This is a genomic window from Lysobacter helvus (assembly GCF_018406645.1).
In the GTDB taxonomy this organism is placed as follows: Bacteria; Pseudomonadota; Gammaproteobacteria; order Xanthomonadales; family Xanthomonadaceae; genus Noviluteimonas; species Noviluteimonas caseinilytica.
Window position 1 is genome coordinate 1172538 of sequence record NZ_AP024546.1, and the last position, 24217, is coordinate 1196754.

Sequence of the window (24217 nt, forward strand, 5' to 3'; positions counted from 1 at the left end):
CCCGTTCTTCACCGACCTACACCGTCGCTGACCGGCGGATTATTTCGCCGGTTTGATGGCGTATGCGGCCGGATGTTCAGCGCCCAGCAAGTGGTCGACGAAGTAATCCCAGCGCTTGCGCATCACGTACAGCGAGTACTCGCCGTAACCGTGGCGGGCGTTCGGCAGCAGCAACAGGTCGAAGTCCTTGTTGGCCTTGATCAGCGCATCCACGACCAGCAGCGTGCTCGACGGCGGCACGTTGTCGTCCATCAGGCCATGGATGAGCAGCAGGTGGCCCTTCAGGCCGGACGCATGGTTCTGGTTGGCCTGGTCGTCGTAGTTGGACTTGCCGTCCTTGCCCGACACCAGCAGGCCCTGCCACTTCTCCGCCCAGTCGTCTTCGTAGTTGCGGTTGTCGTGGTTGCCGCTCTCGGCGATGCCGACCTTGAAGAAGTCGCCATAGCGGAACATCGCCGTGCCCGTGGCGTTGCCGCCGCCGGAATGGCCCCAGATGCCCACGCGCGACAAGTCGATCCACGGATAGCGCGCGGCGAGCTGCTTCATGCCGGCGACCTGGTCGGGCAGCGTGTTGTCGCCGATGTTCTTCGCGTAACCGTCGTGGAACGCCTTGGAGCGGTACGGCGTGCCCATGCCGTCGATCGCTACGACCACGAAGCCCAGTTCGGCCAGGGCCTGGTTGTCGCCGTGCGCCGACAGGAACCCGTAGCTGCGCACCGAACCCACCTGCGGGCCCGGATAGACGTAGTTGATGATCGGGTACTTCTTGTTCGGGTCGAAGTTGGACGGCTTGAACAGCATCCCGTACAGGTCGGTCTTGCCGTCGCGCGCCTTCACCACGATCGGTTCCGGGGCGACCCAGCCGCTCAGCTTCAGGCGGGCGAGGTCGGCCTGCGCGACCTGCGCGAGCACCTTGCCGTCGTTGGCATCCCGCAACACGGTGACCGGCGCGACGGCGGTGGTGGAATACGTATCGACCACGCGCGTGCCATCGGGCGACAGGCGGAACGTGTGCTGCGCGTCTTCCGGCGACAGCAGCACGGGCTCGCCCGAATCCAGGTTCACGCGATACAGGTGCTGGTGGTACGGATGGTGGCCTTCTTCGCGGCCGACGCCGGTGAACCACGCGGTGCGCGTGGCGGTGTCGAGGCGCAGCAGTTCGGCGACGTTCCAGTCGCCCTTCGTCACCTGGTGCTTCAGCTTGCCGTTGGTCGCGTCATACACATAGAGATGGCCCCAGTTGCTGCGTTGGCTCCACCACAGGATCTCGTTGCTCTCCGACAGGTAACGCCAGTTGATCGCGTTGATGCCGGACTCGAACCAGTTCTTCGCGTCTTCCTGGAACACGTCGCGCACGGCGCCCGTGGCGACGTCGGCGATGCGCACCCAGGTCTTGGTGTGGTCGCGCGAGGTGGAGGCGAAGGCGATCGTCTTGCCGTCCTTCGCCCACTGTACGTCTTCCCAGCCGCCGAAGCAGCTCACGTCGTCGCACTGCGTCGAACGATGCTGGTCCGGCGGCGTCTTCAGGCGCAGCACCGAATGCGTGGGCACGTCGATGACGACGCGCTCGATCATCGTGACGTCCTTGTCGCCGACCAGCGGGTACTTCCAGGTCTGCACGTCCGGATGGCCGACCTTCGTCGACACGAGCGTCATCTCGCCCGTCTTGCGCTGGTCCTGCTGGAACGTGGCGATCTTCGACGAATCCGGCGACCACACCAGGATCGCGCTGTCGTCGTGCACCCAGCCCGCGTTGTTGGTCGCGTAGCCGAAATCCTTGATGCCGTCGGTGGTGAGCTGCGTTTCCTTGCCGCTCGGCAACTCGCGCACCCACAGGTTCCAGTCGCGGATGAAGGCTTCGCGCTTGCCGTCCGGCGAGGCATTGCCGGGGCCGTCGCCGTCCTTCGCCTTCGGCGCGGGCTTGGCCACGCAGTGCGGCTTCACCGCGTCGCACAGGTAATGCGTGTCGCGCACGGCGATGTCGAGGCGGCCGTCGGCGGTGCCGTCGATGCCCGAGATCACCCGGTCGAGGCGACGCGCGTCCACCGGCTTGCCGGTGGCGGCGGAGAGCGCCTTGCCCATGCGCACGTGGTCGAACGCGGGCGCGGCCTTGCCGGTGGCCGCATCCATGCGCTGCAGGTGCATGCCGTTGGCATCGGATTCGAAGTAGACGAAGTGGCCGTCGTCGAGCCACTTCACGCCGGTGACGGCGTGGTCCACGAGCGGGCCGGTGTTCTGGCCGAGCATGCGCTCGGCGCGGGCGTAGTCCGCTTCGGTGACGCGCGCGGGGGTTTGCGCGAACGCGCCGCCCGTGCACAGGAACAACACGGCGACCGATGCGCCCGCCTGCAACTTCAAACCCATGCCCCGCTCCCCGATCCGGATCAAGAGCCCGCGATCCTAGCGCACCCCGCGCGATTGGCCCCTGCAGGAAGTCCTGCAGGGGCGGGCGCGCATCCCGGTTCAGCGTGCGGGCGCGGGATCGGCGATGCGGATCCGGTCGGCCGCGGTGCGCGCGCGGGTGGTTTCGCCGTACATCAGCTCGGCCACGGCCGGCGCGGCGAGGTAGTCGCCGGTATTGCCGACGCGGGCGAAGTAGTGGATCTCGTGGCGGCCGGGCCACAGGTGTTCGGCATAGAACTTCGGGTTGCGGGGGTCGAGCTTGCGCTCGCGGAAGGCCGGGTCGCCTTCATCGGCGAGCGCCTGCATGTCCACGCCCGCCACGCCGGCCAGCGACAGGTCCGTGGGCCGCAGGCCGCCGGGGATGTCGTCGGTGACGGCCACGAAGTCCCGCTCGCGCGCATTGGAGACCACGAGCGTCACGCGGATCCAGTCGCCTTCACGCACGGGACCGGCGGCTGCGAGCGGCCTCCACGCGCGACCACGGAACACGGCGTACCGGCGCTCGATGGCGAATCCGATCGCCGTGCTTTGGGCCTGGCGCGCGTCTTCCTTGTAGTCGACGCGTGCCAGGTAGGCGACGGGCGAATCCGGACGCTCGCGCGCGACGAGCGTGAGTGCGCCGCGCGGTGCGTCGAAGCGCGTCGCATCGCCGTTCGCGCCCGCGTCGAGGGTGATGCGTTGCGTCCTGCCGCCGACGGTGGCATCCACCGCGATGGGCGCCGCATCCTTCGTGCCATCGGCCTGCAGCGCCATCAGGCAGATCGCGGCTTCCTGCGTGTCCGCATGCCCGCGACCGCCGGCGTACAGATCGGTCAGGCCGGCCTGCAACTGCACGTGCGCCTGCGCCGGGGCGAGTTGCGGATAGTCGCCGAACAGGCGGATCAGGCTGCATTGCTCACGCAAGCTCGAACCCATCCAGCGCGACCATGACGCCATGGGTGCAACCGCGCGGGCCTGTCCGCGCAGCGGCGCCGATTCCAGCAGCATGGCGAACGCGTCGCGCGCATCCGGGCTGCCATCGCGCGCCAATGCGCGGGCCGTCGCGATGCGTGCGGGCAGCGCAAGCTTGCCCCACGATTTCCACGGCGCCGCGTCCGCCCGCTGATACGGTTGCGAGACCACGCCTGCGGCGATCGCGCGGTCCTCGACCGACGACGTGAACACGCTGTCGCCCATCCGCGCCAGGTAGGCGCGCGCGTCCGTTTCCACGGCTTCCGGCACCACGTAGCCCAGGCGATGCATCGTCGCGAAGGCATCCAGCGTGTAGGCCGTCAATGCAATGTGTGGCCGGGCCCCGGACCCGTTGCTCCACCCGGCGACCTGGTCGGCGAAGTAATACATCTCGCCTTGCGGGGACTGGAACACGATCGCGTTGTCGAGTGCTTCCTGCACCACCGCCTTCGCATCGGGCCAGGTCGTGTCGCCGCGTTCGATCGCCAGCGCGGCGCCGACCGCGCGGCTGAGGATCTGTTCCCAGCAGCGATGCGGGTAGTCGCGCAGGTCTTCGGTCCAGCCGTGCAGCAGGCCGCTGTTGCCGCGCCATGCCTGGACCTGCAAGCGCACATCCGACGCGCTGGCGGGCACCGTGGGCATCGCGAGCGTGGTGGGCGCATCGCCGAGCCAGCCGGCCTGCACGCGTTGCGCATCGATCGCCGTGGAGGCGACCTCCAGCGGCGCGGAGACCGCATCACGTCCGTCGGCGTTGGCGGCCGCGGCCGTCAGCGTAAGCGCGCCCGGCGCCGACGGCGACAGCGATGCGCCGAAGCTCGCCTGCCCGCCCGGTGCCAGCGACAGCGTGGCCGGATGCGTGCCGACGTGCTCGCCCGATTGCACGCGCAGCAGGGCCTCGACCCGCGCCGGCGACGTGCCGGACTGGCGCACGTTGGCGGCGATGCGCGTCCGGTCGCCCGCGTACACGCGCACCGGCGCCTGCAAGCGCGCTTCCAGCGGAAGTCCGGCTTCCAGCGTCGCTTCCGCCATCGCAAAGTCGTCGCTCGCGTCGTGGCTCCACGCGATCGCGCGCCAGCGCGTCAAGTTGTCCGGGACTTTGAAGTCGAGCTCGCGCGTCTCGCCCGGTGCGAGCACGATGTCGGTGCGCCAGAGCGCGGTGTCGGCGAACGCGGTGCGAACGCGCGCCAGCGCGAGTGCTTCGGCGAACGCGCCGTCCGGGCGTTCCGGACGCGGCGCCGCGCCAGGTTCGCGTGGCGTCGGTACATCGACCGGCGAGGCCTCGTCGAACACCACGGACGGCTCGGCGGGCGGTGCCGGGGCTGCGTACGCGTCCTCCACGGTCGTGACGACGATGGGATTGGTGACACCGCTGCCGATCACGCTGACCGTGTCGAGCTCGTTGCCGGCGTAACCGAACGTCCGCCCCGGTGCAAGCAACGCCACGCTGGTGGTGTCGCGCGCCAGCGGGATCGCGCTTTCGTCGACCTCGGTGAAGATCGTCGTCGACTCCACGGAAGCGACATCGATCGGGCGGGTCTGCACTTCGCGGCGTGCGTACTTCCGGCATTGCGCCGGATTCCGGGCGCGGTCGCAGCGCGCAAGTTGCGCGAGCGAGGGCATGCGCCAGCGCCACGGATCGCGGTTCCATGTTTCGAACCCGATCGTTTCGAACTCGCCGGAGGCTGCATAGCCGCGCACCCAGGCCTTGCCCGGATCCATGCCCCGCATGTAGCTGGCGCCGAGCGCGTGGAGCGCATCGTCCATCACGGTGAGCGTGATCGCGCGCGGCACCGGCGCGTCGTTGCGCAGCTGCAGGCGCACGCTGTCCGCCGGCGCGGCGCGGGCCGGCGCGAACGCAATCGCCACGGGCGCGCCGGCGGCCGGCGGATCGAACTTCACGGCGAGCTGCGTGCTGGTCACCTTCACGGCAGTGCGGTACCCGGCAGGCGCGTCTCCGGCCTGGCCACCGCGGACATAGGCCGTGAGGGTGAAGCGTTGCGGCCACCGCGGACCGCTCGGCATGTCGATCACCTGCGTGGGCGAATCGAGCTGGACGACCCGGCGCGCGAGCACCGCGCTCCCCCATTCGGCGACCAGCAGCACCTGCGCCTGCGCGAGCGGCTGCTTGAGCATCACGCGGAGGTTCCCGCCGCGCGACACGTGCGGGTCGACCAGTTCGAGCTTCGCTTGCTGCGTTGCATCGATGTCGGACGTGCGACTCCACACGTACTGGTCGTGCACGACCGGCGCGGCGTCACCGCTGCGCGCAGTGATGCGATAGACGCCCGAATCCCGCCGCGGGAACGTGCAATCCGAGGCACGCCCGGCCTCGAGCTTGCAGGCATGCAGCGGGCGAAGGTCGGCCGTCGTCTTTCCGTAGGCGACCTCGACATCGATCCTGCCGCCGTCGATGCGCTGGCCGTCGGCGGTGGCAAGGATCGCTTCCATCGTCACCGGCGAGGTGGCATCGAGCCAGGCGGGGGCCACCTTCAAGCCGACGTATCGTGCAAAGCGCGCATACGGGATGCGCACCGTGTTGCTGGTGGTGCCTTCGCGATCGCTGATCTGCGCTTCGGCGGTCAGCAGGAGTTCGCCGAATGCGGGCAGCTTCGCACCGTCTTCGAACGCCACCGGGAGCCGGGCGTGCGCGCGGCCTTCGGCGTCGGTGGTCAACGTGAGCGCATCGGCGCCGCGCAGCGCAGGGCGATCCTCGCTTTCGTCGCCCGCGAAGTCGTAGTCCGCCAATGCGGGATGGACATCGCCGAGGTCCGCCGGGCGCAAGCGCGCCTGCACGCTGTCGATCTCGGCGCCGGCCGCGACGCCGCCGGAGTAGTACCCGGCCTCGAGGTCGAACGCCACCACGTCGCCGTCGCGCAGCGTTCGCACGGGCGCGCTGGCGCGCATCCACAGGTCCTGCGCGCGATAGGTGCCGACGAAGAAACATGCGCCGCTGTCGAAAGACGATCCGATGCAATAGCGGCCGTCGGGAAGGTGGATCGGCAGGGTCGTCGTGCCCGCGACGGCTCCCATCGCGTCCAGCGCCCCGTCCCACGAGAACACGGCACGCGAACGGTCGTCGTCGCGCAGCACCAGGTGCACGACCGCACCGGCCGGCGGAAGGCGGATGCCGCCTTCACCGACTTCCCTTGTCCAGATGCGCCAGGACACGCGATCCCCGGCGCGGTAAAGCGGGCGATCGGCGACCCCCCATGCCTTCGTGTCGGGCGTGCCGCGTTCCAGCGTGCCGCCCCAGCGGTTCACGGTGAGCGGCAGCACCGCACGGGATGCACCGCGCCGCGCGCCGGATTGCACGCGCACGTACCAGTCCGCGCGATCCTCGTCTTTCTTCGGCTGCGCGAAATCGCGCGGGAGTTGCAGGAGGGCGGTCCCGTCTTCCGCGGTGCGTCCGATGGCCACCGTGCGGGGCGCGCCGGTGGCCGCCAGCGAAATGAGTTCGACCTGCGCGCCCGCGATCGGCGCACGCCCTTCCCACGCGTTGGCCCACACCAGCACGTCGTTGCGGCCGGCGACGGCGTAGACGTCGAAATCCGGCGCCGCCGCGATCATCGCCGCCTTGGGATCGAGGTTGTCAGGCAGCGAGAACGTCGCGATGCCACCCGCCTCCAGCGCGCGGCGCGCGACGGCCGAGGCAACGCCCTGCGGTGTCGCGCCGGAAGCAGGCGTTGCGACGCGTTCGTCTTCGACGGTGCCCGCGAACCCGCGCACCACCATCGCGTCCGGCGGCAGGTTGCGCACCTGCACGACGGGCGTGGCGGGGTCCCCGAGGAGCGCATGCTCGTAGGTCGCGGTGAACGACGGGCGCGCCGCCACGGTCGAGGCGCGTGCGGCGATCGTCGTGGCCAGCGCTGCACCGTCCCGGGCGCGCACGCCGGCAATCGGGAACGTGGCGGTGGTGTCCGGCGTTTCGATCGTGAATTCGATCCAGCCGCCGGGCGAACGCCTTGGCACCGCGCGCTTGAGGTCGCCCTCCGTATCGAATCCGTATTCGGTTCCGCTTGACGCGAATCGCATGGCCTGCGGCCACTCCGCGACGAACGCCTTGACCGCGGCGTCGTCCAGTTCCCGCGAGAACTGCACGCGCATGGGCTCGCCGGGCACGCACCCATCCAGCGCGATGCGGCCGTCGACCACATGCGCGAGGATCGGTGACGATTCGCCCGCACAGACGGCATTTCGCAACTGGAACGCTTCGCCGACCCGCGCCAGCAGCAGTGTCTTGTCGTCCCGGCCCGTGAGCGGACCATCGAGCGCCTTCAGCCCGGGGACGATCGACAGCTTCACCGTGGCATCGGTGCGCGTGGGCGGCAACTGCAGGATGAATCTCGACTTGAAGGCGTCGTAACGCTCCGCCGGGGGCGTCACCAGGGAAACCGGTACACGGTTCCCGTCGATCTCCAGGCGCAGCACGGCCGCGGCGTCCCGCGCGTCGATACGGTGCAGCGAACGCAACAGGATGTCGGGAACGCCGGCCTTCCAGCCAGAGATCTCTGCATGGAGCGCCGGGCGCGGCGTTTCGCCGACCAGCGTCACGCCGGCGATTGGCGTGCCTTGCGTCGTCTTGAGTCCGTCAGCGAGCACGACCCGGAAGCGGGTCGCCATCGGCGCCGGGGACTCGAATTTGCAGTCCAGCTGCGCGTCGTCGGTCCAGCTGCAGGTCATCGCGCGGGCCGGCGCCACCGACACGAGCGATTCGGTGCGCGCGTTGTCGAGCACCTGCACCGGTTCGCTGAACTTGAGCGCGAAGCCCTGCTGCGTCACGTCGAGCCCGGGCTTCTGTGCGAACGCACTACCGGCCACGCACCACAACGCCAGCCCCCAGCCGATCGCGCGCATCCGAGCTTCCTTTCCCATGATCCCCGCCCCGAGTGTTGGCACAGGCGCAGGGGAACGGCAAGGCGAGGAATTCGGGGTCAGGTCACCCGGGCGAGCATGCGCTGGCTGCCGATCAGGCGCGCCCAGCGGGTGCCGAGGTCGGTCCAGCAGACGAAATACGCTTCGGCGGCGATGCGCCACAACGTGGACGGGCCCATCGGCAGGCGCGGTTCGGCGGCGCACAACTCCCAGTCGTAGCCGAGCTGGCGGGCGAACAGGGCGCAACGCGCCAGGTGGTAGCGGTTGCTCAACAAGGTCACGCGGCGTGCGCCGTTGTTCGGCAACAGGCTGCGGGCATTGCGCAGGTTCTGCAGGGTGTCGCGCGATTCGGCTTCCATGCGCAGCGATGCGGCATCGGACACGCCGCGCGCGAGCAGGGCCGAGCGCGCGACTTCGGCTTCGGTGGGTTCGTCAGGCGCGCCGCCACCGAGCAGGATGAAGTCGGCCGGCGGGCGCTCGCGCCACAGGGCAGCCGCGCGCTCCAGGCGCGCGTCGAAATCCGCATCGATGCGCCCGCGCGGCGCGTGCTTGCCGAACAGCAACACGCATTCGCCGCGTTCCGGCGTGCACGGTGCGCGGCGGGCCACGCGCAGCACGTGCAGGAAATACCCGAGGTACACCAGCCCCGCGCTGAGCACGCACGCGGCCAGCGCCACGAGCCCGGTCTGCAGGACATCGAGGTCGGCGGCGAGGCGCAGGCGATGGGCGATGCGGGTGGGCATGCCGGGGCTCGGACGGGGGAAGGGCGTGCGGGGTTCCGCACGACGCGCATTTTAAGTGCGCGACGTTCCGCGGGCCTGCGGCCTGGTCGGCGAAACGGCAACGTGCTGCCCTGCATTCATCCATGTGTATGCGGCAGGGCCGCGTCGTCTGGTCGTGCACGGGGCCGTGGCTATACTCCAAAGCCATTCGGACCCGAGAGCCCCGCGTGCCCGCACAACCATCGACGCAAGGCACCCACGTCCCGATCCCGCCGCTGGCGATCCGCCACTACACGGCGACCACCGCCCTCGGCCCCGGCCGCGATGCCCTGCTCGCAGGTTTGCGCGAACGTCGCGGCGGCCTGCGCCGCAACGACTTCGGGAACGACCGGCTGGATTGCTGGATCGGCCGCGTCGACGGGCTGGAAGACGCGGCACTGCCGCTTGAATTCAGCGATGCCGAATGCCGCAACAACCGCCTTGCGTGGCTCGCGCTGCAACAGGACGGGATGTTCGGCGCCGTCCAGGCCGCGAAGGCGAAGTACGGCGCCTCCCGCATCGCGGTCGTGCTGGGGACCTCCACGTCCAGCATCGGCGCGACAGAAGAAGCGTACGCACGCCTGGAACCGGGCGACGACGGCCAACCCGCCTTCCCGCGCGACCTGCGCCAGCCGATGGTCCACACGCCGCATTCGCTGGGCGCGTTCGTGCAGCGCGCCACCGGATTGACGGGCCCGTGCGTGACGGTCGCCACCGCGTGTTCGTCGAGCGCGAAAGTCTTCGCGCAGGCCGCGCGGCTGATCCATGCAGGACTCGCGGACGCCGCCCTCGTGGGCGGCGTCGACACGTTGTGCGGCAGCGTGCTGTTCGGGTTCAACGCGCTGGGCCTGGTGTCGCAGGCGCCGTGCAAGCCGTTCGATGCGACGCGCGACGGACTGTCGCTGGGCGAAGCCGGCGGTTACGCCTTGCTCGAACGCGCCGGCGACGACGACGCGCTCACCCTGCGCGGCTACGGCGAATCCAGCGACGCGCACCACATGTCCGCGCCGCATCCCGAAGGCCTGGGCGCGCGCCTGGCGATGTCGCAGGCCCTCGCGCGCGCGGGCATCGACGCCGCCGACGTCGGTTATCTCAACCTGCACGGCACCGCCACGCCCGCCAACGACACCGTCGAAGCGCAGGCCGTCGCGCGCCTGTTCCCCGACACGCTGCATGCCAGCTCGACGAAGGGCTGGACCGGACACACGCTCGGTGCGGCGGGCATCGTGGAATCGGTGATCGCGATGCTGGCGCTGCAGCACGGCCTGCTGCCGGGCATCCTCAACAGCGCCGAACGCGATGCCGCGTGCGGCGCGCAGATCCGTTTCGACAACGCCGAGCGCCCCATCCGGTACGCAATGAACAATTCCTTCGGCTTCGGCGGCAACAACTGCTCGCTGGTGTTCGCCGCATGAGTGCACTGACCGCCACCATCGAAGGCATCGGCTTCTGGTCCAACGGCCTGCCCGACTGGGACAGTGCACGCGCCTTCGTGCGTACCGGCACGTTGCCGGACGCCGCGCCCGCGCGTCCGTCGCCGGAACTGCTCGCGCCCAACGAACGCCGCCGCGCCCCGGAAACCGTCGCCGTCGCCCTCGACGTCGCGCTCGCCGCGTGCACGCGCGCCGGCCGTGCGCCGGCCGACCTGCCGTCGGTGTTCGCATCCACGCACGGCGACCTCGGCATCACCGATTACATGAGCGCCACGCTGGTGGACAACCCGCGGTCCGTGTCGCCCACGCGCTTCCACAACTCCGTGCACAACGCCGCGGCCGGTTACTGGACGATCGGCGCCGGCTGCACGCAGGCGACCACCGCGATCAGCGCGTACGCGGCGAGTTTCGCCGAAGGCCTGGTCGAAGCCCTGGTGCAACTCGATGCGGGCGAAGACGCGATGTTGCTGGTCGGCTACGACGGCGCCGCCACCGGGCCGCTCGCCTCCGTCGCGAAGACCAGCGGCTTGCTGGGCGGCGCCCTGGTGCTGTCGCGCGCGCCGCGCAACGATGCGCCGCGACTGCGCGTCGAAATCCTCGAAGGCAACGCGCCCGTCGCGACCGGGCGCCTGGCGATGCACGCCGGCCGCAACGCAATGGCGCCCATGCTGCCGTTGTTCGACGCGCTGGCCAGCGGTGAATCCGTTGCAACCCTGCACGCCGGCCCCGGCCGCATGCTGCGCATCACGCTGACGCAGGGCGCGACGATGGCTGCGCCCGAAGCCGCGGGAGTCGCCCATGCGTGACGCCGCTGCCCTCGCGCAACGCACGTGCGTCGTGATCCCGGCGCTCAACGAACAGTTGCGCATCCGCGAAGTCGTGGAAGGCGCGCTCGCGCAATGCCCCAATGTCATCGTGATCGACGACGGCTCCGACGACGGCACGTCCGACCGCATCGCCGACCTGCCGATCATTCTCTTGCGACACGAAGAACGCCAGGGCAAGGGCCACTCGCTGCGCGAAGGCTTCGCCGAAGCGATGCGCCGCGGGTTCGACGGCGTGCTCACGATGGACGGCGATGGCCAGCACCTCGCGGAAGACCTGCCGCGGTTGCTCGACGCCGCCGTGCGTTTCCCGGGCGCGCTGGTGATTGGTTCGCGGTTGCGCAAGCGCAGCCAGCAGCCGTTGTATCGCCGATTGGCGAACGAGTTCGGCGACTGGGGCATCTCGATCGGCTGCGGTTACCAGATCTCCGACACGCAGAGCGGCCAGCGCTATTACCCCGCCAACGTGTGCGCGCTCGACGACGTGCCCGGCGAAGACTTCGTGTTCGAAGCGCAGATCCTGATGTCCGCCTCGCGCAAGCTCGGCACGCGCGTGGTGTCGGTGCCGATCGAGTCGCGCTACCAGAGCCCGGAAGTCGGCGCGCTCCGCAAGAGTCATTTCCGGCCGCTGCGCGACCTGTGGCGCATCACCTCGCACGTGACGCGGCACATTCTGAGTTATGGCCAGTTGCGCGCGGACTGGCGCAACACGCGGGCGCATCCGCCCGTCATCCACGATCCGACGGGCGAATTCGCACCGCCGCCCCCTTCGCTGCACCAGGCCTCCTTCCAGGAACGCTCATGACCCCGCGCGCCGACGTCGTCATCCTTGGAGGTGGCCTCGCCGGCCTGACGCTTGCGATCCAGCTGCGGCAACGTGATCCGTCCACCGCGGTCACGGTGCTCGAGCGACGCAACCACCCCGTGCGCGAGGCCGCGTTCAAGGTGGGCGAATCCACGGTCGAGATCGGCGCGCATTATTTCTCGCACGTGCTCGGGTTCCGCGAGCATCTTGAAACGAAGCAGCTGCGCAAGTTCGGCTTCCGCTTCTTCTTCAGCGAAGGGCGCAACGACGTCGACGATTGCACGGAACTCGGTGTCAGCGAATTGCTGCCCACGCCGTCGTGGCAGCTCGACCGCGGGCGCTTCGAGAATTTCCTCGGCGAACAGGCGCGCGCGCTCGGCGTCGCGTTCGTCGACGGCGCAACGGTGCGCACCATCGACCTCGCCGAAGGCGAAGCCGACCACCGCGTCACCTACCAGCACGACGGCGAGACGCACGAGATCGCGTCGCGCTGGGTCGTGGATGCCGCGGGCCGCGCGAGCCTGCTCAAGCGCAAGCTCGACCTCGCCCAGGCCAACGACCACGACGCCAACGCCGTGTGGTGGCGCGTGGATGGCTACATCGAACCGCAGCAGTGGTCGACCGACGCCGAATGGCTGGCGCGTTGCAACCCGCCCGCGCGCTGGCGTTCGACCAACCACATGTGCGGGCCGGGCTACTGGTTCTGGCTGATCCCGCTGGCGTCGAACGCGCATTCGCTCGGCATCGTGTGCGACGCGAAGATGCATCCGCTCGACACGATGAACACGCATGCCAAAGCGATGGACTGGTTGCGCGAGCACCAGCCGGCGATGGCCGAGGCGATCGACAAGCCGGAACACACGCTGCAGGACTTCCTGTTCTTCCGCCACTTCTCGTACGGCTGCAAGCAGGTGTTCTCCGGCGACCGCTGGGCGCTGACGGGCGAGGCCGGGCTGTTCCTGGATCCGTTCTATTCGCCGGGCAGCGACTTCATCGCGATGAGCAACACCTTCATCTGCGACCTGATCGGCAAGGATCGCGCGGGCCAGAACTTCACCGCCTACGCGCCGATCTACGAGCAGCTGTACGTGTCGTTCTACGAAAACACGCTCACGCTCTACCAGGACCAGTACCCGATCTTCGGCGACGCGCAAGTCATGCCGTTGAAGGTGATCTGGGACTACACGTATTACTGGGCGCTGCTGGCGCCGCTGTTCTTCGGCGAGCGGCTCACGTCGATCCCGTTGCTCGGCCGCCTGCGCGATGCCTTCCTGCAGGGCCGCGACCTCAACCTGTCCATGCAGGCGCTGCTGCGCACGTGGTACGAGCGCAACGCCGCGCCGGTCGAAGCACGCCCCGACGGACGCTTCCTCAACCAGTGGTCGATCGACTGGTTCCATGAAATGAACCGCGCGTTGAACGATCCGCTGGACGACGCCGCCTTCGAAGCGCGCCTGCGCGACAACGTGGTGCGCATGCGGTGGCTGGCGGCGGAGATGCTGCGCGAGGCGCGCATCGACCATGCGGACATCGACGACCACGGGCTCGATGCGTTGCTCGCGCCCTATGCCGAAGCGGACGCGGACGCGCCGCGTTCGCTGGCGCCGGCGTGGTATGCGCGCTCGGTGCGGGCGTTGCATCGGGATGTCGAAGCCGAGGCGCTCGCTCCATGAGCCATTCGCTCCTGTTGCTCCAGCTCGTCGTCATCCTCGCCACCGCGCGCCTGTGCGGCTTGTTGCTGCGCTTCCTCGGGCAGCCGGCGGTGATCGGCGAGATGGCGGCGGGGCTGGTGCTGGGGCCGATCGTGTTCGGTGCGATCGCGCCCGACCTCCACGCGCAGTTGTTCTCCAAGGCTTCGCTGGGCGGGCTGTCGTCGTTGTCCACGCTGGGCCTGGTGCTCTTCATGTTCATCGTCGGCGCGGAGTTGCGTGCGCCCGATGGCGTGCGTGCGCAGGTGCGCGCTGCGGGCCTGGTTGGCGTGCTCGCGGTGGCGTTGCCGATGGTGGCGGGCTTCGTGATTTCGCCGTGGGTGTATCCGCTGGCGCCGGCCGGTGTCGCGTTCCTGCCGTTCGCGTTGTTCATGGCGGCGGCGATGTCGATCACCGCGTTCCCGGTGATGGCGCGGATCCTCAAGGATCGCGGCATGACGCAGACGCGCCTGGGACGGCTCGCGTTGAGCTCGGCGGCGATCGCGGACGTGTTCGCCTGGATCATGCTGGCGTGCGTGCTCGCGCTGATCGGCACCGAGCCCGGCGGGCTGCTCCGCACGGCTGTCGGGATGGCGGTGCTCACCGCCGTCGTCTTCGGTGCGTTGCGGCCGTTGTATGCGTGGCTGCTGCGGCGCTTCGCGCCGAGCGGCGAGCCCACGCAGATGCTGCTGGCTGCGTTGTTGTTGGGCATGCTGGCGTGCGCATTCGCGACGGAATGGCTGGGGCTGCACGCGGTGTTCGGGGCGTTCCTCTTCGGCGCGTGCCTGCCGCGCGACGAGCGCTTGCTGCGCTACCTCGTCGAGCGCCTGGAATACCTGGCCATCGTGCTGCTGATGCCGATCTTCTTCGCGCTGGCGGGCTTGAACACGACGGCCGATGCATTCGTCGGCGCCGGCATGGGCGCGCTCGCGCTGGTGCTGTTGGCGGCGATCTTCGGCAAGGTCTTCGGCGGTGCGCTCGGTGCACGCGTGGCCGGCTATGGCTGGCGCGAGAGTTTCGCGACCGGCGCGCTGATGAACGCGCGCGGCCTGATGGAGCTGATCGTGATGAAGGTGGGCCTCGACGCCGGCCTGATCGGCCCGTCGTTGTTCACGATGCTGCTGGTGATGGCGTTGGTGACGACGGTGATGACGTCGCCGTTGCTTACCTTGTTTGCGGGGCGCGCGTTGTTGCGGGAAGACGCGCAGGTCCGCGCGCCGGATCCCGCGCGCTAGCTCATCCCGCCGTCGACGCCGATCACCTGGCCGTTGACGTACGCGGCCGCGTCGGAACACAGGAAGCGCACGACCGCCGCGATCTCGTCCGGCGTGCCCGCGCGACCGGCCGGGACCATCTGCTTGACCATCTCCGGCGCGAACGCCCCATCCGCCATCGCGCCGGCGACGACGCCGGGCGCGACCACGTTGGCGGTGATGTTGCGCGAGGCCATTTCGCGCGCGAGGGATTTCGTCGCGCCGTGCAACGCGGCCTTGGCCGCGGCGTAATTGGTCTGTCCGCGGTTGCCGAGCACGGCCGCGACGGACGAGACGCTCACGATGCGGCCCCAGCGCGTGCGCGCCATCGGCAGCAGCAGCGGTTGCGTCACGTGGAAGAAGCCGTGCAGCGAGACGTCGACCACGCGCTTCCACTGCGCGTCGGTCATGCCGGCCATCGGCGCGTCGTCGTGGATGCCGGCGTTGTTGACGACGACCTGGATCGGGCCGTCGGCGAGCAACGACGCGATGGCCACGCGCGTCGCCTCGCCGTCGGCCACGTCGAAGGCGATGGCGTCCGCGCTGCCACCCGCTTCGCGGATCGCGGCCACGACGGCGTCGGCACGCGCGACGTTCGCATTCGCATGCACGATCACGTGCAGTCCGTCGGCGGCGAGCTGCCGGCAGATCGCACCGCCGATGTCGCCGCTGCCGCCGGTGACGAGCGCGCGTCGTTGCTGGGTCATGCGGGGCTCCCGGGTTGCAGCATCACCGCCGCGCGCCCTTCGGCGAGCAGCGTGCCGGCGTGGTGGATGGCGAAACGATACTGCTGCGCGGTGTCGCTGGCGACCAGCGCCTCGGCTTCGCATTCGATGGCGCCCGGCAGTTCGTCGATGCGCGCGACATGCAGCACGACATTCCGCAACGCGACCAGCATTCCCGGTGGCGCGACGCCACCCCGTTCGCGTGCCAGCAGTCCGCCGTGCACCGCCATCGCCTGCGCGCCGTATTCGCACAGGTGCACCGCGCGCAGGCGGCTGTCGCTGCGCAAAGGATGCGCCGGATCGCGATGCCCGAAGGCTTGCAGCACGATGCGCTGCGCATCCCAGTGCGTGACCGAATCCCACAGGCACATCGCGCCCGCATGCGGGACGAGCGACGCGATGGTCGCGCGATCGACGATCACGCGGGCTCCTTGTGCGGATGCCGCGCGATCAGCAGGCCCAGCACGAAGTTGGACAGCACGCCCAGCGCCACCGTGGTGCCGATGGCGCGCAGCACCGGGATCGACGACCACGCCAGCAGCGCGAACACGAGCAGCGTCATGAGGCTGCAGACGATCAGCGCATGCAGCGTGCGCAGCTGCTCCTCGCGATCGTCGCCGGCGTGCTCGAAGAACAACGCGTAGTCCAGGCCCAGGCCCGCCGCCAGGATCAGCGCGACGAGGTGGAACAACGTCAGCTCCACGCCCACCGCGCGCAATGCGGCCAGGATCAGCACGGTGCTCAGCGCCATCGGCGCGAGCACGCGCCACACGCGGCTCGGCGTGCGCAACGCGATCCACACGGTCGCAGCAAGCAGCAGCGCCGCCAGGCCGAGCGCCCACAGCACGCGTTCGCGATAGGCGACGACCAACGATTCCGATGCCTGCTTGAGGTCGAGCAATTGCGCGCCTTCCGCGGCCGCGATGCGCGCGACGGCGTCCGGTGCCAGCAGGCCGTTCAACGACACGAGCGCGGTCGCGTGGTCGGGGCGCTGCAACAACAGGCTGTCGACGCGCACCTGCAACGGCGTGCCGGCGAGATCCTTCGGCACCAGCGGCTTCGCGTTGCGCGCGGCGGCGACGTCGGCGAGGAACGGTTCGAACACATCGGCGCGCAACGGCGATTCCGCGACCGCGGCATCCAGCGTGCTGCGCAGCGTGGCCGCATCGGGCAAGCGCGCCTGGCGCTGGCGTTGCGTGCGCTGGCTCGGCAGGTAACGCGCGGGATGATCGAAGCCATCGAGCACGCCGCCCTGCGCGCGCGCCGTTTCGAGGCGTGCCGCGACGCGCTCCGTGCGTTGCAGCACCGATTCGATGTCACTGCCCTGTACCGCGATCACGTAGCGCACGTCGGGCGCGCCGAGTTCGGTGCGCAGGTGCGCATCGCGGGCGAGCGCATCGGTTGGCACCGGCGTGAGCTTCGACAGATCGTTCTGCCAGAACGGGCCCGGCGCGAAGGCGGCGATGGCGATCCCGATGACGCCGAGGACCAGCAGCGACCAACGCGGTTGCGGTACGCGCGCGATCCAGGCGCGCAGGCTTTCGAGGCGTGGCGATGCGGCGGGGTCGCGCAGGTCCGGATCGACCAGCGCGGGCAACAGGAAGCGCGTCGCGAGCGCGGCCGTGGCCAGCCCCGCGATGGTAAACACCGCGAGTTGCTCCAGCCCTTCCACGCCCGACACGAAGAACGTCAGGTACGCGATGCAGGTCGATGCCACGCCCGTCGCCAGCGTGGGCCACAACGCGCGCACGCTCGCCCACGGCGCCACGCCCGTGCGCTGGTGGCTGAAGAAATGGATCGGGTAATCCTGCGCGACGCCGATCAGCGTGAAGCCGAACGCGACGGTGATGCCATGCACGCCTTCGAACAGCAGCGCGACCGCACCAAGGCCCGCCAGCCCCGCGCTCGCCAGCGGCAAGGCGCCGAGCAGCGGGATCTTCCAGTTGCGGTACGCCACGAACAGCAGCAACAGCAGGCCGATCGAATCGACCATGCCGATCCAACCCGCTTCGTGCTGCGTGCGGCCGCCGATGTCGACCGAGAACGCGCCCGGGCCGCTCAGCAGGATCGCGCCATGCGTCTTGCCGCGTGCCTGCGCATACGCGTTGCGGATCGTGTCGACGGCCACCTGCTGCCCGGTAGGATCGAACCCCGCCGCGCGCGTCTGGATCGCAAGCAGCGCTTCGCGGCCGTCGTGGTCGAACCACACGCCGTGCAGGCGTTGCGGTGCGTTCGCCGGTTCCCACGCTTCGGCAAGCGCCAGGGTCTCCAGCGTCGGATCGCTCGGGACCAGCGGTTCGATGAGCGCTGCGGCAGGCGAACCGAGGTCTTCGACGCGCGCCTGCAATTGTTCGCGCAGGTAGGAGGCGTCGAAGCGATGCGCATCGAGCGTCGGCGACAACAGGTAACGATACGGACGCAGGCGTTCCGGGAAGCTTTCGAGCCCGCCTTCGCCGTTGGCGACCAGCGCGAACTTCGGGTCGCGCGCGAGGCGCGCATGCAGCGCGCGCGATTGCGCGGCGAGGGTTTCCGCATCCGCGCCCGACAGCGACACCAACAACAGGCGCGAGCCCGGGCCTTCGCCGAGTTCGTCGATCAGCAGTTTCTGCGCGGGCGTGCGTGCGCTCGGCATGAAACGGCGCAGGTCGCCGCTGAGCTCGAGCTGTCCCGCGATCCACCAGCCCGCGACGGCGAGCAACGCGAGCCACAACAACGCGAGCGCAAGCCGCGTGCGCGGGCGCAAGGCCGGCGGCGATGGATCCGCAGCGGGCTCCGTCATTGCGGACGGCACAACTTGGCGAGCGCGGCGGCGTCGGTCACGCCGGTGGCGCTGCGCGCGGCGCCCGCGAGCAAGGTGCGCTGCAGGTCGCCCTTCACCGGGCGCGTTTCGATGCAGCGCAGTTCGGCGCCGCGGCCGAGCAGCACGATGTCCTGCACTTTCGCCGCGAGTGCCTTGTCCTTCGGTGCCAGCCGCAGTGACCACTGCTGGCGCGTGCCGCTGGCTTCGATGCGATAGAAGCGTTCGAGTTGCACGCGGTCGCCGGCGAGCATCGCGCCGAAGCTCGCCTGCAGGCCCTGCAGTTCCGGCGCGCGAGAGAGCGAGAACTTCCGCGCCTTGCCGCCGCGCGCGATCGAGACTTCCCCGCCGCGGATCGTCGTGGTCTCCGCGTACGGCGCGTGCACTTCGCGCACCAGCGTGTCGTCGGTCGGGCGCTTGTATTCGCCTTCGATGCGCAGCGGCGCCTTCAACAGGGGCGAGCCGCGCAGTTCGACGAAGTCGGTGCGCGTGGGCGAAGGCCGCTTCAGGCGCGCGAGGATCCAGCCCGCATCGGCGGGCTCAGGCGACGCGTCCGACGGGGCCGCTGCGCACGGCAGCGCCATGGCCAGCAGGAACATCGTCGCGAGTGCTGCGCGTTGGGTCGCGTTGTTCATCCGGCGTGGCATCCCGTGGGTGTTCCCAGAAGTCGTAGAAGTTGAACCAGTTGTACGGAGCGGCGCGTGCATGGTGCTCCAGCCGCGTGGCGTATCGGCGTGCCAAGTCGGCCAGCACCGCCGCGCGATCCTGCCGCGCGACCCTGATCGGCCCGCTAAACGGCTCGAACACCATGTCGTAGCGATTGCCGCCCCGGTACAGGCCGAAGGCGAGCAGCACCGGGGCCTGCAGCACCGCGGCGATCAGCCAGGGCGCGGCGGGCAGGCGCGCGGGCTGGCCCAGGAATTCGATGGGCAGCGACGACTCGCCCGGCTGCGTGCGGTCGACGAGCAGCGTGACGATGGCGCCTTCGGCGATGGCCTGCTGGATCGCGAGCACGATCGACGGTCCGTCCTGGCCCGCATCGATCACGGTCGCGGCGACGGCCGGATTGAGCGCGTCGAGCAACTGCGTCATCGCCGGGTTGTGCGCCTTGTCCAGCACCACGCGCACCTGGATGTCGGGCCGTTCGCGCGCGAGCACGCGCATCACTTCGAAACTGCCCAGGTGCGAGCCGAACAGCAGCACGCCGCCCTGGTCCACCGCTTCGTGCAGCGTGGCCAGGCCGTGCACTTCGAGGCGGAATCGGCGCAGGCGTTCGCCGAGCAGGAAGACGCGATCCAGGATCGTCGCGGCAAACGTGTGGATATGGCGCCAGACGTCGCGCAGCGTGGCCCGGCGACCGAGCACGCGCGTGAGGTAGTCGCGCGACGCGGCGCGTTCGGGCCCGCGCGTGGCGAGGAAATACAACACGATCGGATACAGGCACAGCCGCCCGATCGAACGCCCGCCACGGCGCGCGATGGTGCGGATCAGCCAGATCGCGAACCAGCCGCCGCCCTCGGGGCGCGTCTTCCAGTCCGCGCTCATGCCGCGACCTCGCCCGAGGCCAGCAGCACGCCGTCACGCAGCACGCGGAAGCGCCAGCGCGGCGCCTCGCCTTCCAGTTCGACCTGCGCCCGTTCGCCCGGCAACAGCGGTTGCACGAACTTCACCTGCGGCAGGCGCAGCGCGCCGAGCGGGCCGTACGTGGTTTCGATCGCCGCGAGTACGTGGTCGAGCAGCACGACGCCGGGCACGACCGGATGCCCCGGGAAGTGGCCGGGCAGGCTGGGATGGTCGAAGGGGACAACGAACTGCATGCAGGCGATCTTGGGTGGCGTTTCCGGACCGCGCGATTATGCAGCGCGCGCGGCGGCTGGGCCGTCGAGGCGGGGACCCCGCGCCAACGGTTCAGCCCCGCAGCGCATCGCGCCAGAACGCGGGCCCGAGCGCGGCCATCCGCCGCAGGAAATCGAAGAAACTCGAATAGCGTCCCGGGAAGCGCCGCACGCGGTACGCGTATTCGCCGATGAACAACGCGCCGACGAGCCCGTAGTTCACGCCGTTGGCGAACCACGACCACTGCGTGCGATCGAGCGTGAAGGGCGCCGCGATGCCCGCGCTCGCCAGCAGGCCGTCCGGCACCGCGCACAGCGCGAGCACCAGGTCGGCCACCGCCAGCGCTCCCAGGCTCACGGCCCACGTCGCCGTGAGCTTGCGCGTGTAGACGCGCAGTTCGGGGGCGAGGGCCTCGGGCGTGAGCTGGTCCATCGCGCACACGATGCGGGTGATCAGCGGCACGCGGCCCAGGCGCAAGGTGCGCCCGAACGTCCACGACACCAGCGCGACGATCGCCACCGGCACCAGCATCAACGGCAGCAATGCGTGCGGGGATCGTGCGAAGAAATACAGCGCCACCGCCAGCACCGCGGCCAGCAGCCACGCCCACGCGCGCCGGTGCGCGAGCGGTTCGAGCAACAGGATCACGGCGATGTCGCCCAGCGCGATGGCCGCAAGCCCGCCGTCATGGCGCGCGCTGGCGGCGTGCGCGAGCCAGGGATAGGCGAGCGCCAGCAGCAGGCGTGCCGGCGGCAGGGCGTTCAAGCGCGGGGGCTCAGGTCGTGCGGTTCGCTTCGACGTGCGCCGAGAGCGCGCGCAGCGAGGCGAAGATCTTGCGGTTGGCGTCGTTGTCCGAACGCAGCTGGAAGCCGTACTGCTTGGAGATGGCGAGCGCGAGCTCCAGCGCGTCGATCGAATCCAGGCCCAGGCCGTCGTTGAACAGCGGTGCGTCCGGGTCGATGCCGGCGGCGTCCACGCCTTCCAGGTTGAGGCTCTCGACGAGGAGCGTGGCAAGGTCGCGTTCGGCGGGGCTCTGGTCGGACATCGGGCTCTCGATCATGGGTGGGCGGCGGGCATTCTAGCGGCGTGCGCGCCCCTGGCAGTGCGCGGGCGCCGCACAACCGCCGCGCTATCATGCCGGCCCGACCCGCCCGCGACACGCAAGCCGCATGACCCACGAGAACTCGCAAGCCGCGGCGCCCGATGTGAATGCGCCTTCGGCCGCAACGATCGATGTCGCGGCCCTCGATGTGGATGTCCTCGTGGTGGGCGGCGGACCGGCCGGTTCCACCGCCGCCACCCTCCTGGCCCGCCGCGGCCGGAAGGTGCTGCTGCTGGAGAAGGGCCGCCATCCGCGCTTCCACATCGGCGAATCCCTGTTGCCGATGAACCTGCCGATCCTGCAACGCCTCGACGTGCTGGAGCAGGTGCGCGCGATCGGCACGCACAAGCCGGGCGCGGAATTCCCGATCGACGACGTCAACTTCAACACCTTCCGCTTCGAGCGCGCGATCGATCCGCAGTTCGGCTACGCGTTCCAGGTCAAGCGTGAGGAATTCGACCAGTTGCTGTTCGAACACGCGAAGGCCAACGGCGTGGACGCGCGCGAGGAAGTGAAGGTCGAGCGCATCGTGTTCGGCGCCGATGGGCGGCCGTGCGAAGCGATCGCCACCGATGCGGGCGGCGCCACGTTGCGCGTGCGCATGAAGTACCTCGTCGACGCCAGCGGGCGCGACACGCTGGTCGGTGCGCAGCTCAAGCTGAAGCAGAAGAACCAGAAGCACCAGTCGGCCGCGATCTTCAGCCACTTCACCGGCGTCGAACGCCGGCCGGGCGAGGACGCGGGCAACATCACCGTGCAGCGCTTCGACCACGGCTGGATGTGGCTGATCCCGCTGCAGGGCGATGTCATGAGCATCGGCGCGGTGTGCTTCCCCGAATACCTCAAGACCCGCCGCGGCGACAACGAAGGCTTCCTGATGCGCACGCTCGAATCCGAGCCGTCCGCCTGGAACCGCATGAAGGACGCGCAGCGCGTCGCGCCCGTGCATGTCACCGGCAACTACTCCTACACGTGCACGCGCATGACCGGCCCGGGCTGGGTGATGGTGGGCGATGCGTATGCGTTCGTGGATCCGGTGTTCTCCTCGGGCGTGTACCTGGGGATGAACAGCGCCGAGCAGGCGGCCGAGGTCGTCGACGGCGCGTTGACGGATCCTGCGCGCGAAGCCGCACTGCAGGCCGCGATGACCCGGCGCCTCAAGCGCGGCCTGAAGCACTTCCAGTGGTTCATCTACCGCTTCACCACGCCCGTCATGCGTCACTTGTTCAACAATCCGCGCAACGTGTGGCAGGTGGAGCAGGCCGTGATCTCGATGCTGGCGGGCGACGTGTTCGACAACCGCAAGGTGTTGCGCCGGTTGCGCATCTTCCGCGCGATCTACGCGTTCACCGCGCTGCAACTGGCGCCCGAGGCGATGCGCGGGTGGTTGCGCCGTCGCCGCCAGGTCGGCGTTTCGGTGAGCGGCGACACGCTGCAGCAAGGCAATCCGTGAGCGCAGTCCGTCCCCTGCAGACCGCGCCGCAGCTCCACGTCGACTACGTGGCGCAGTCCGACGCCGCTTCGATCGATGCGCAACTCGCGCGTCCCGACACGCTGGCGGTGATCGGTTTCGGCGATGCGATGCCCGCGCACGCGGATCCGCGTTGCCTGCGCGTGCCGTTGCAGGCCTTCGGGCCGGCGCCGCTGGAAGTCTGGCGTGCACGCGGTCCGGTGTCGTACGGCATGGACGGCGGCGTGCGCTGGGCGCAGGACGATGCGCTGCATTTCGGCGCGATCGAAATCCCGGAAGCCGCCGGCGGCCTGGAAGCCGCGAGCGCGGAGGCCTATGCGACGTTGTCGGCGTTCGTCGCCGCACGCGGGTTCCCGTCGCTGCTGCGCAGCTGGAACTACCTCGATGCGATCACCGAGGGCGACGACGACGACGAGCGCTATCGCCGCTTCTGCATCGGCCGCGCCGCGGGGCTGGGCGACGTCGCCATCGGCACGCTGCCCGCGGCCACCGCGATCGGTCGCCGAGACGGCACGCGCACGCTGCAGGTGTACTGGCTGGCGGCGCGCACGCCCGGCACGCCGGTCGAGAATCCGCGCCAGGTGAGCGCGTATCGCTATCCGCGCCGCTACGGTCCGCAATCGCCGAGTTTCGCGCGCGCGATGCTGCCGCCGTCCGACGACATGCCGCTGCTGCTCTCCGGCACCGCGAGCGTGGTGGGCCACGAATCGAAGCACCACGATTGCGTCGAATCGCAGCTGGCGGAAACCTTCGCCAACTTCGACAGCCTCATCGACGCCGCGCGCACGCTGCGCCCCACGTTGCCCGCGCGCTTCGGCGCCGCCTCGCGCCTGAAGGTCTACGTGCGCGACGCCGATGCGATGCCGCTGGTGGCACGGACGCTCGCCACGCACCTCGACCCGTCCGTTCCGCGCGTGCTGCTGCATGCGGCCGTGTGCCGCCGCGAGCTGCGCGTCGAAATCGACGGCATCCTCTGAACCCTCTCCTGGAGTAATGCGATGGGCCTGATCAGTCTGCTGTGGGGCGTGGTGTCGATGCTGTGGATGGTGCTCGCCCTGTTGCCGTTGCTCGGCTGGGGCAACTGGTTCCTCATCCCGTTCGCCGCGGTCGGCGCGATCATCGGGGCGATCGGCATCGCGATCACGTCGCCGGGCAACCGCGGACGTGCGAAGGCGGGCCTGGTGTTGAACGGCATCGTCATCGTGGTCGCCGTGTTCCGCCTGCACCTGGGCGGCGGAATCATCTGAACCAGTCATCACATGAATCGGTCATCGATCTGAACTCGATGCACGAACC

19 protein-coding genes are annotated in these 24217 nt (G+C 69.7%); 8 read left to right on the forward strand and 11 right to left on the reverse strand.

Annotated features, from left to right (window positions below; all coding sequences use genetic code 11):
* Window positions 1-39: 39 nt before the first annotated feature.
* From LYSHEL_RS05805 to LYSHEL_RS05815, 3 genes are all read right to left on the reverse strand, one after another.
* The gene (locus LYSHEL_RS05805; RefSeq protein ID WP_213436601.1) at window positions 40-2364 is read right to left on the reverse strand and encodes a S9 family peptidase; all 2325 of its coding nucleotides are present in this window, start codon (window positions 2362-2364) and stop codon (window positions 40-42) included.
* Between the two features lie 99 nt (window positions 2365-2463).
* Entirely contained in the window at window positions 2464-8208 is a 5745-nt protein-coding gene (locus LYSHEL_RS05810) for an alpha-2-macroglobulin family protein (protein ID WP_213436603.1), read from the reverse strand.
* 77 nt (window positions 8209-8285) lie between these two features.
* Window positions 8286-8969 (reverse strand): YdcF family protein, encoded by a 684-nt coding sequence (locus LYSHEL_RS05815; protein WP_213436605.1) that lies wholly within the window; start codon window positions 8967-8969, stop codon window positions 8286-8288.
* A gap of 245 nt (window positions 8970-9214) precedes the next feature.
* On the opposite strand from LYSHEL_RS05815, the gene LYSHEL_RS05820 reads away from it, so the two are divergent.
* From LYSHEL_RS05820 to LYSHEL_RS05840, 5 genes are read left to right on the forward strand one after another with little or no spacing between them, the layout of a single operon-like run.
* Window positions 9215-10402 (forward strand): beta-ketoacyl-[acyl-carrier-protein] synthase family protein, encoded by a 1188-nt coding sequence (locus LYSHEL_RS05820; RefSeq protein ID WP_213437616.1) that lies wholly within the window; start codon window positions 9215-9217, stop codon window positions 10400-10402.
* Window positions 10399-11226, forward strand: coding sequence for a beta-ketoacyl synthase chain length factor (locus LYSHEL_RS05825; protein ID WP_213436607.1), 828 nt, complete (start codon window positions 10399-10401; stop codon window positions 11224-11226). The genes LYSHEL_RS05820 and LYSHEL_RS05825 overlap by 4 nt, the downstream gene beginning before the upstream one ends.
* Window positions 11219-12049 carry a glycosyltransferase family 2 protein gene (locus LYSHEL_RS05830; RefSeq protein ID WP_213436609.1) on the forward strand — a complete coding sequence of 277 codons (831 nt, stop codon included), beginning with the start codon at window positions 11219-11221 and terminating at the stop codon, window positions 12047-12049. The genes LYSHEL_RS05825 and LYSHEL_RS05830 overlap by 8 nt, the downstream gene beginning before the upstream one ends.
* Entirely contained in the window at window positions 12046-13722 is a 1677-nt protein-coding gene (locus tag LYSHEL_RS05835; protein WP_213436611.1) for an NAD(P)/FAD-dependent oxidoreductase, read from the forward strand. The genes LYSHEL_RS05830 and LYSHEL_RS05835 overlap by 4 nt, the downstream gene beginning before the upstream one ends.
* On the forward strand, window positions 13719-14972 hold the full coding sequence (locus LYSHEL_RS05840) for a cation:proton antiporter (RefSeq protein ID WP_213436613.1): 1254 nt from the start codon (window positions 13719-13721) through the stop codon (window positions 14970-14972). The genes LYSHEL_RS05835 and LYSHEL_RS05840 overlap by 4 nt, the downstream gene beginning before the upstream one ends.
* Here LYSHEL_RS05840 and fabG read toward each other — a convergent pair.
* From fabG to LYSHEL_RS05880, 8 genes are all read right to left on the reverse strand, one after another.
* Entirely contained in the window at window positions 14969-15697 is a 729-nt protein-coding gene (gene fabG, locus LYSHEL_RS05845; RefSeq protein WP_213436615.1) for a 3-oxoacyl-ACP reductase FabG, read from the reverse strand. The genes LYSHEL_RS05840 and fabG overlap by 4 nt on opposite strands.
* Window positions 15694-16086, reverse strand: a complete 393-nt coding sequence (locus LYSHEL_RS05850; RefSeq protein ID WP_213437618.1) for a hotdog family protein — start codon at window positions 16084-16086, stop codon at window positions 15694-15696. The genes fabG and LYSHEL_RS05850 overlap by 4 nt, the downstream gene beginning before the upstream one ends.
* 47 nt (window positions 16087-16133) lie before the next feature.
* Complete coding sequence (locus tag LYSHEL_RS05855) at window positions 16134-18494, reverse strand: MMPL family transporter (protein ID WP_213436622.1); 2361 nt, start codon at window positions 18492-18494, stop codon at window positions 16134-16136.
* Window positions 18491-19147 carry a LolA-related protein gene (locus tag LYSHEL_RS05860; protein WP_407075161.1) on the reverse strand — a complete coding sequence of 219 codons (657 nt, stop codon included), beginning with the start codon at window positions 19145-19147 and terminating at the stop codon, window positions 18491-18493. The genes LYSHEL_RS05855 and LYSHEL_RS05860 overlap by 4 nt, the downstream gene beginning before the upstream one ends.
* Window positions 19053-20057 carry a lysophospholipid acyltransferase family protein gene (locus LYSHEL_RS05865; RefSeq protein WP_213436624.1) on the reverse strand — a complete coding sequence of 335 codons (1005 nt, stop codon included), beginning with the start codon at window positions 20055-20057 and terminating at the stop codon, window positions 19053-19055. Before LYSHEL_RS05865 ends, LYSHEL_RS05860 begins: the two co-directional genes overlap by 95 nt.
* Window positions 20054-20329, reverse strand: coding sequence for an ApeI family dehydratase (locus LYSHEL_RS05870; protein ID WP_213436626.1), 276 nt, complete (start codon window positions 20327-20329; stop codon window positions 20054-20056). The genes LYSHEL_RS05865 and LYSHEL_RS05870 overlap by 4 nt, the downstream gene beginning before the upstream one ends.
* A gap of 91 nt (window positions 20330-20420) precedes the next feature.
* Complete coding sequence (locus tag LYSHEL_RS05875) at window positions 20421-21113, reverse strand: COG4648 family protein (RefSeq protein ID WP_213436628.1); 693 nt, start codon at window positions 21111-21113, stop codon at window positions 20421-20423.
* Between the two features lie 10 nt (window positions 21114-21123).
* Window positions 21124-21393, reverse strand: a complete 270-nt coding sequence (locus tag LYSHEL_RS05880) for a phosphopantetheine-binding protein (protein ID WP_213436629.1) — start codon at window positions 21391-21393, stop codon at window positions 21124-21126.
* Between the two features lie 124 nt (window positions 21394-21517).
* Between LYSHEL_RS05880 and LYSHEL_RS05885 the strand changes: the two genes are divergently transcribed.
* The 3 genes from LYSHEL_RS05885 to LYSHEL_RS05895 are packed head-to-tail and all read left to right on the forward strand — an operon-like array spanning window position 21518 to window position 24168.
* The gene (locus tag LYSHEL_RS05885; protein ID WP_213436631.1) at window positions 21518-22903 is read left to right on the forward strand and encodes an NAD(P)/FAD-dependent oxidoreductase; all 1386 of its coding nucleotides are present in this window, start codon (window positions 21518-21520) and stop codon (window positions 22901-22903) included.
* Window positions 22900-23898: a chorismate transformation FkbO/Hyg5 family protein gene (locus LYSHEL_RS05890; RefSeq protein WP_213436633.1), complete on the forward strand. Its 999-nt coding sequence runs from the start codon at window positions 22900-22902 to the stop codon at window positions 23896-23898. The genes LYSHEL_RS05885 and LYSHEL_RS05890 overlap by 4 nt, the downstream gene beginning before the upstream one ends.
* 21 nt (window positions 23899-23919) lie before the next feature.
* Window positions 23920-24168, forward strand: a complete 249-nt coding sequence (locus tag LYSHEL_RS05895) for a hypothetical protein (RefSeq protein ID WP_213436635.1) — start codon at window positions 23920-23922, stop codon at window positions 24166-24168.
* The last annotated feature ends 49 nt before the right edge of the window (window positions 24169-24217 follow it).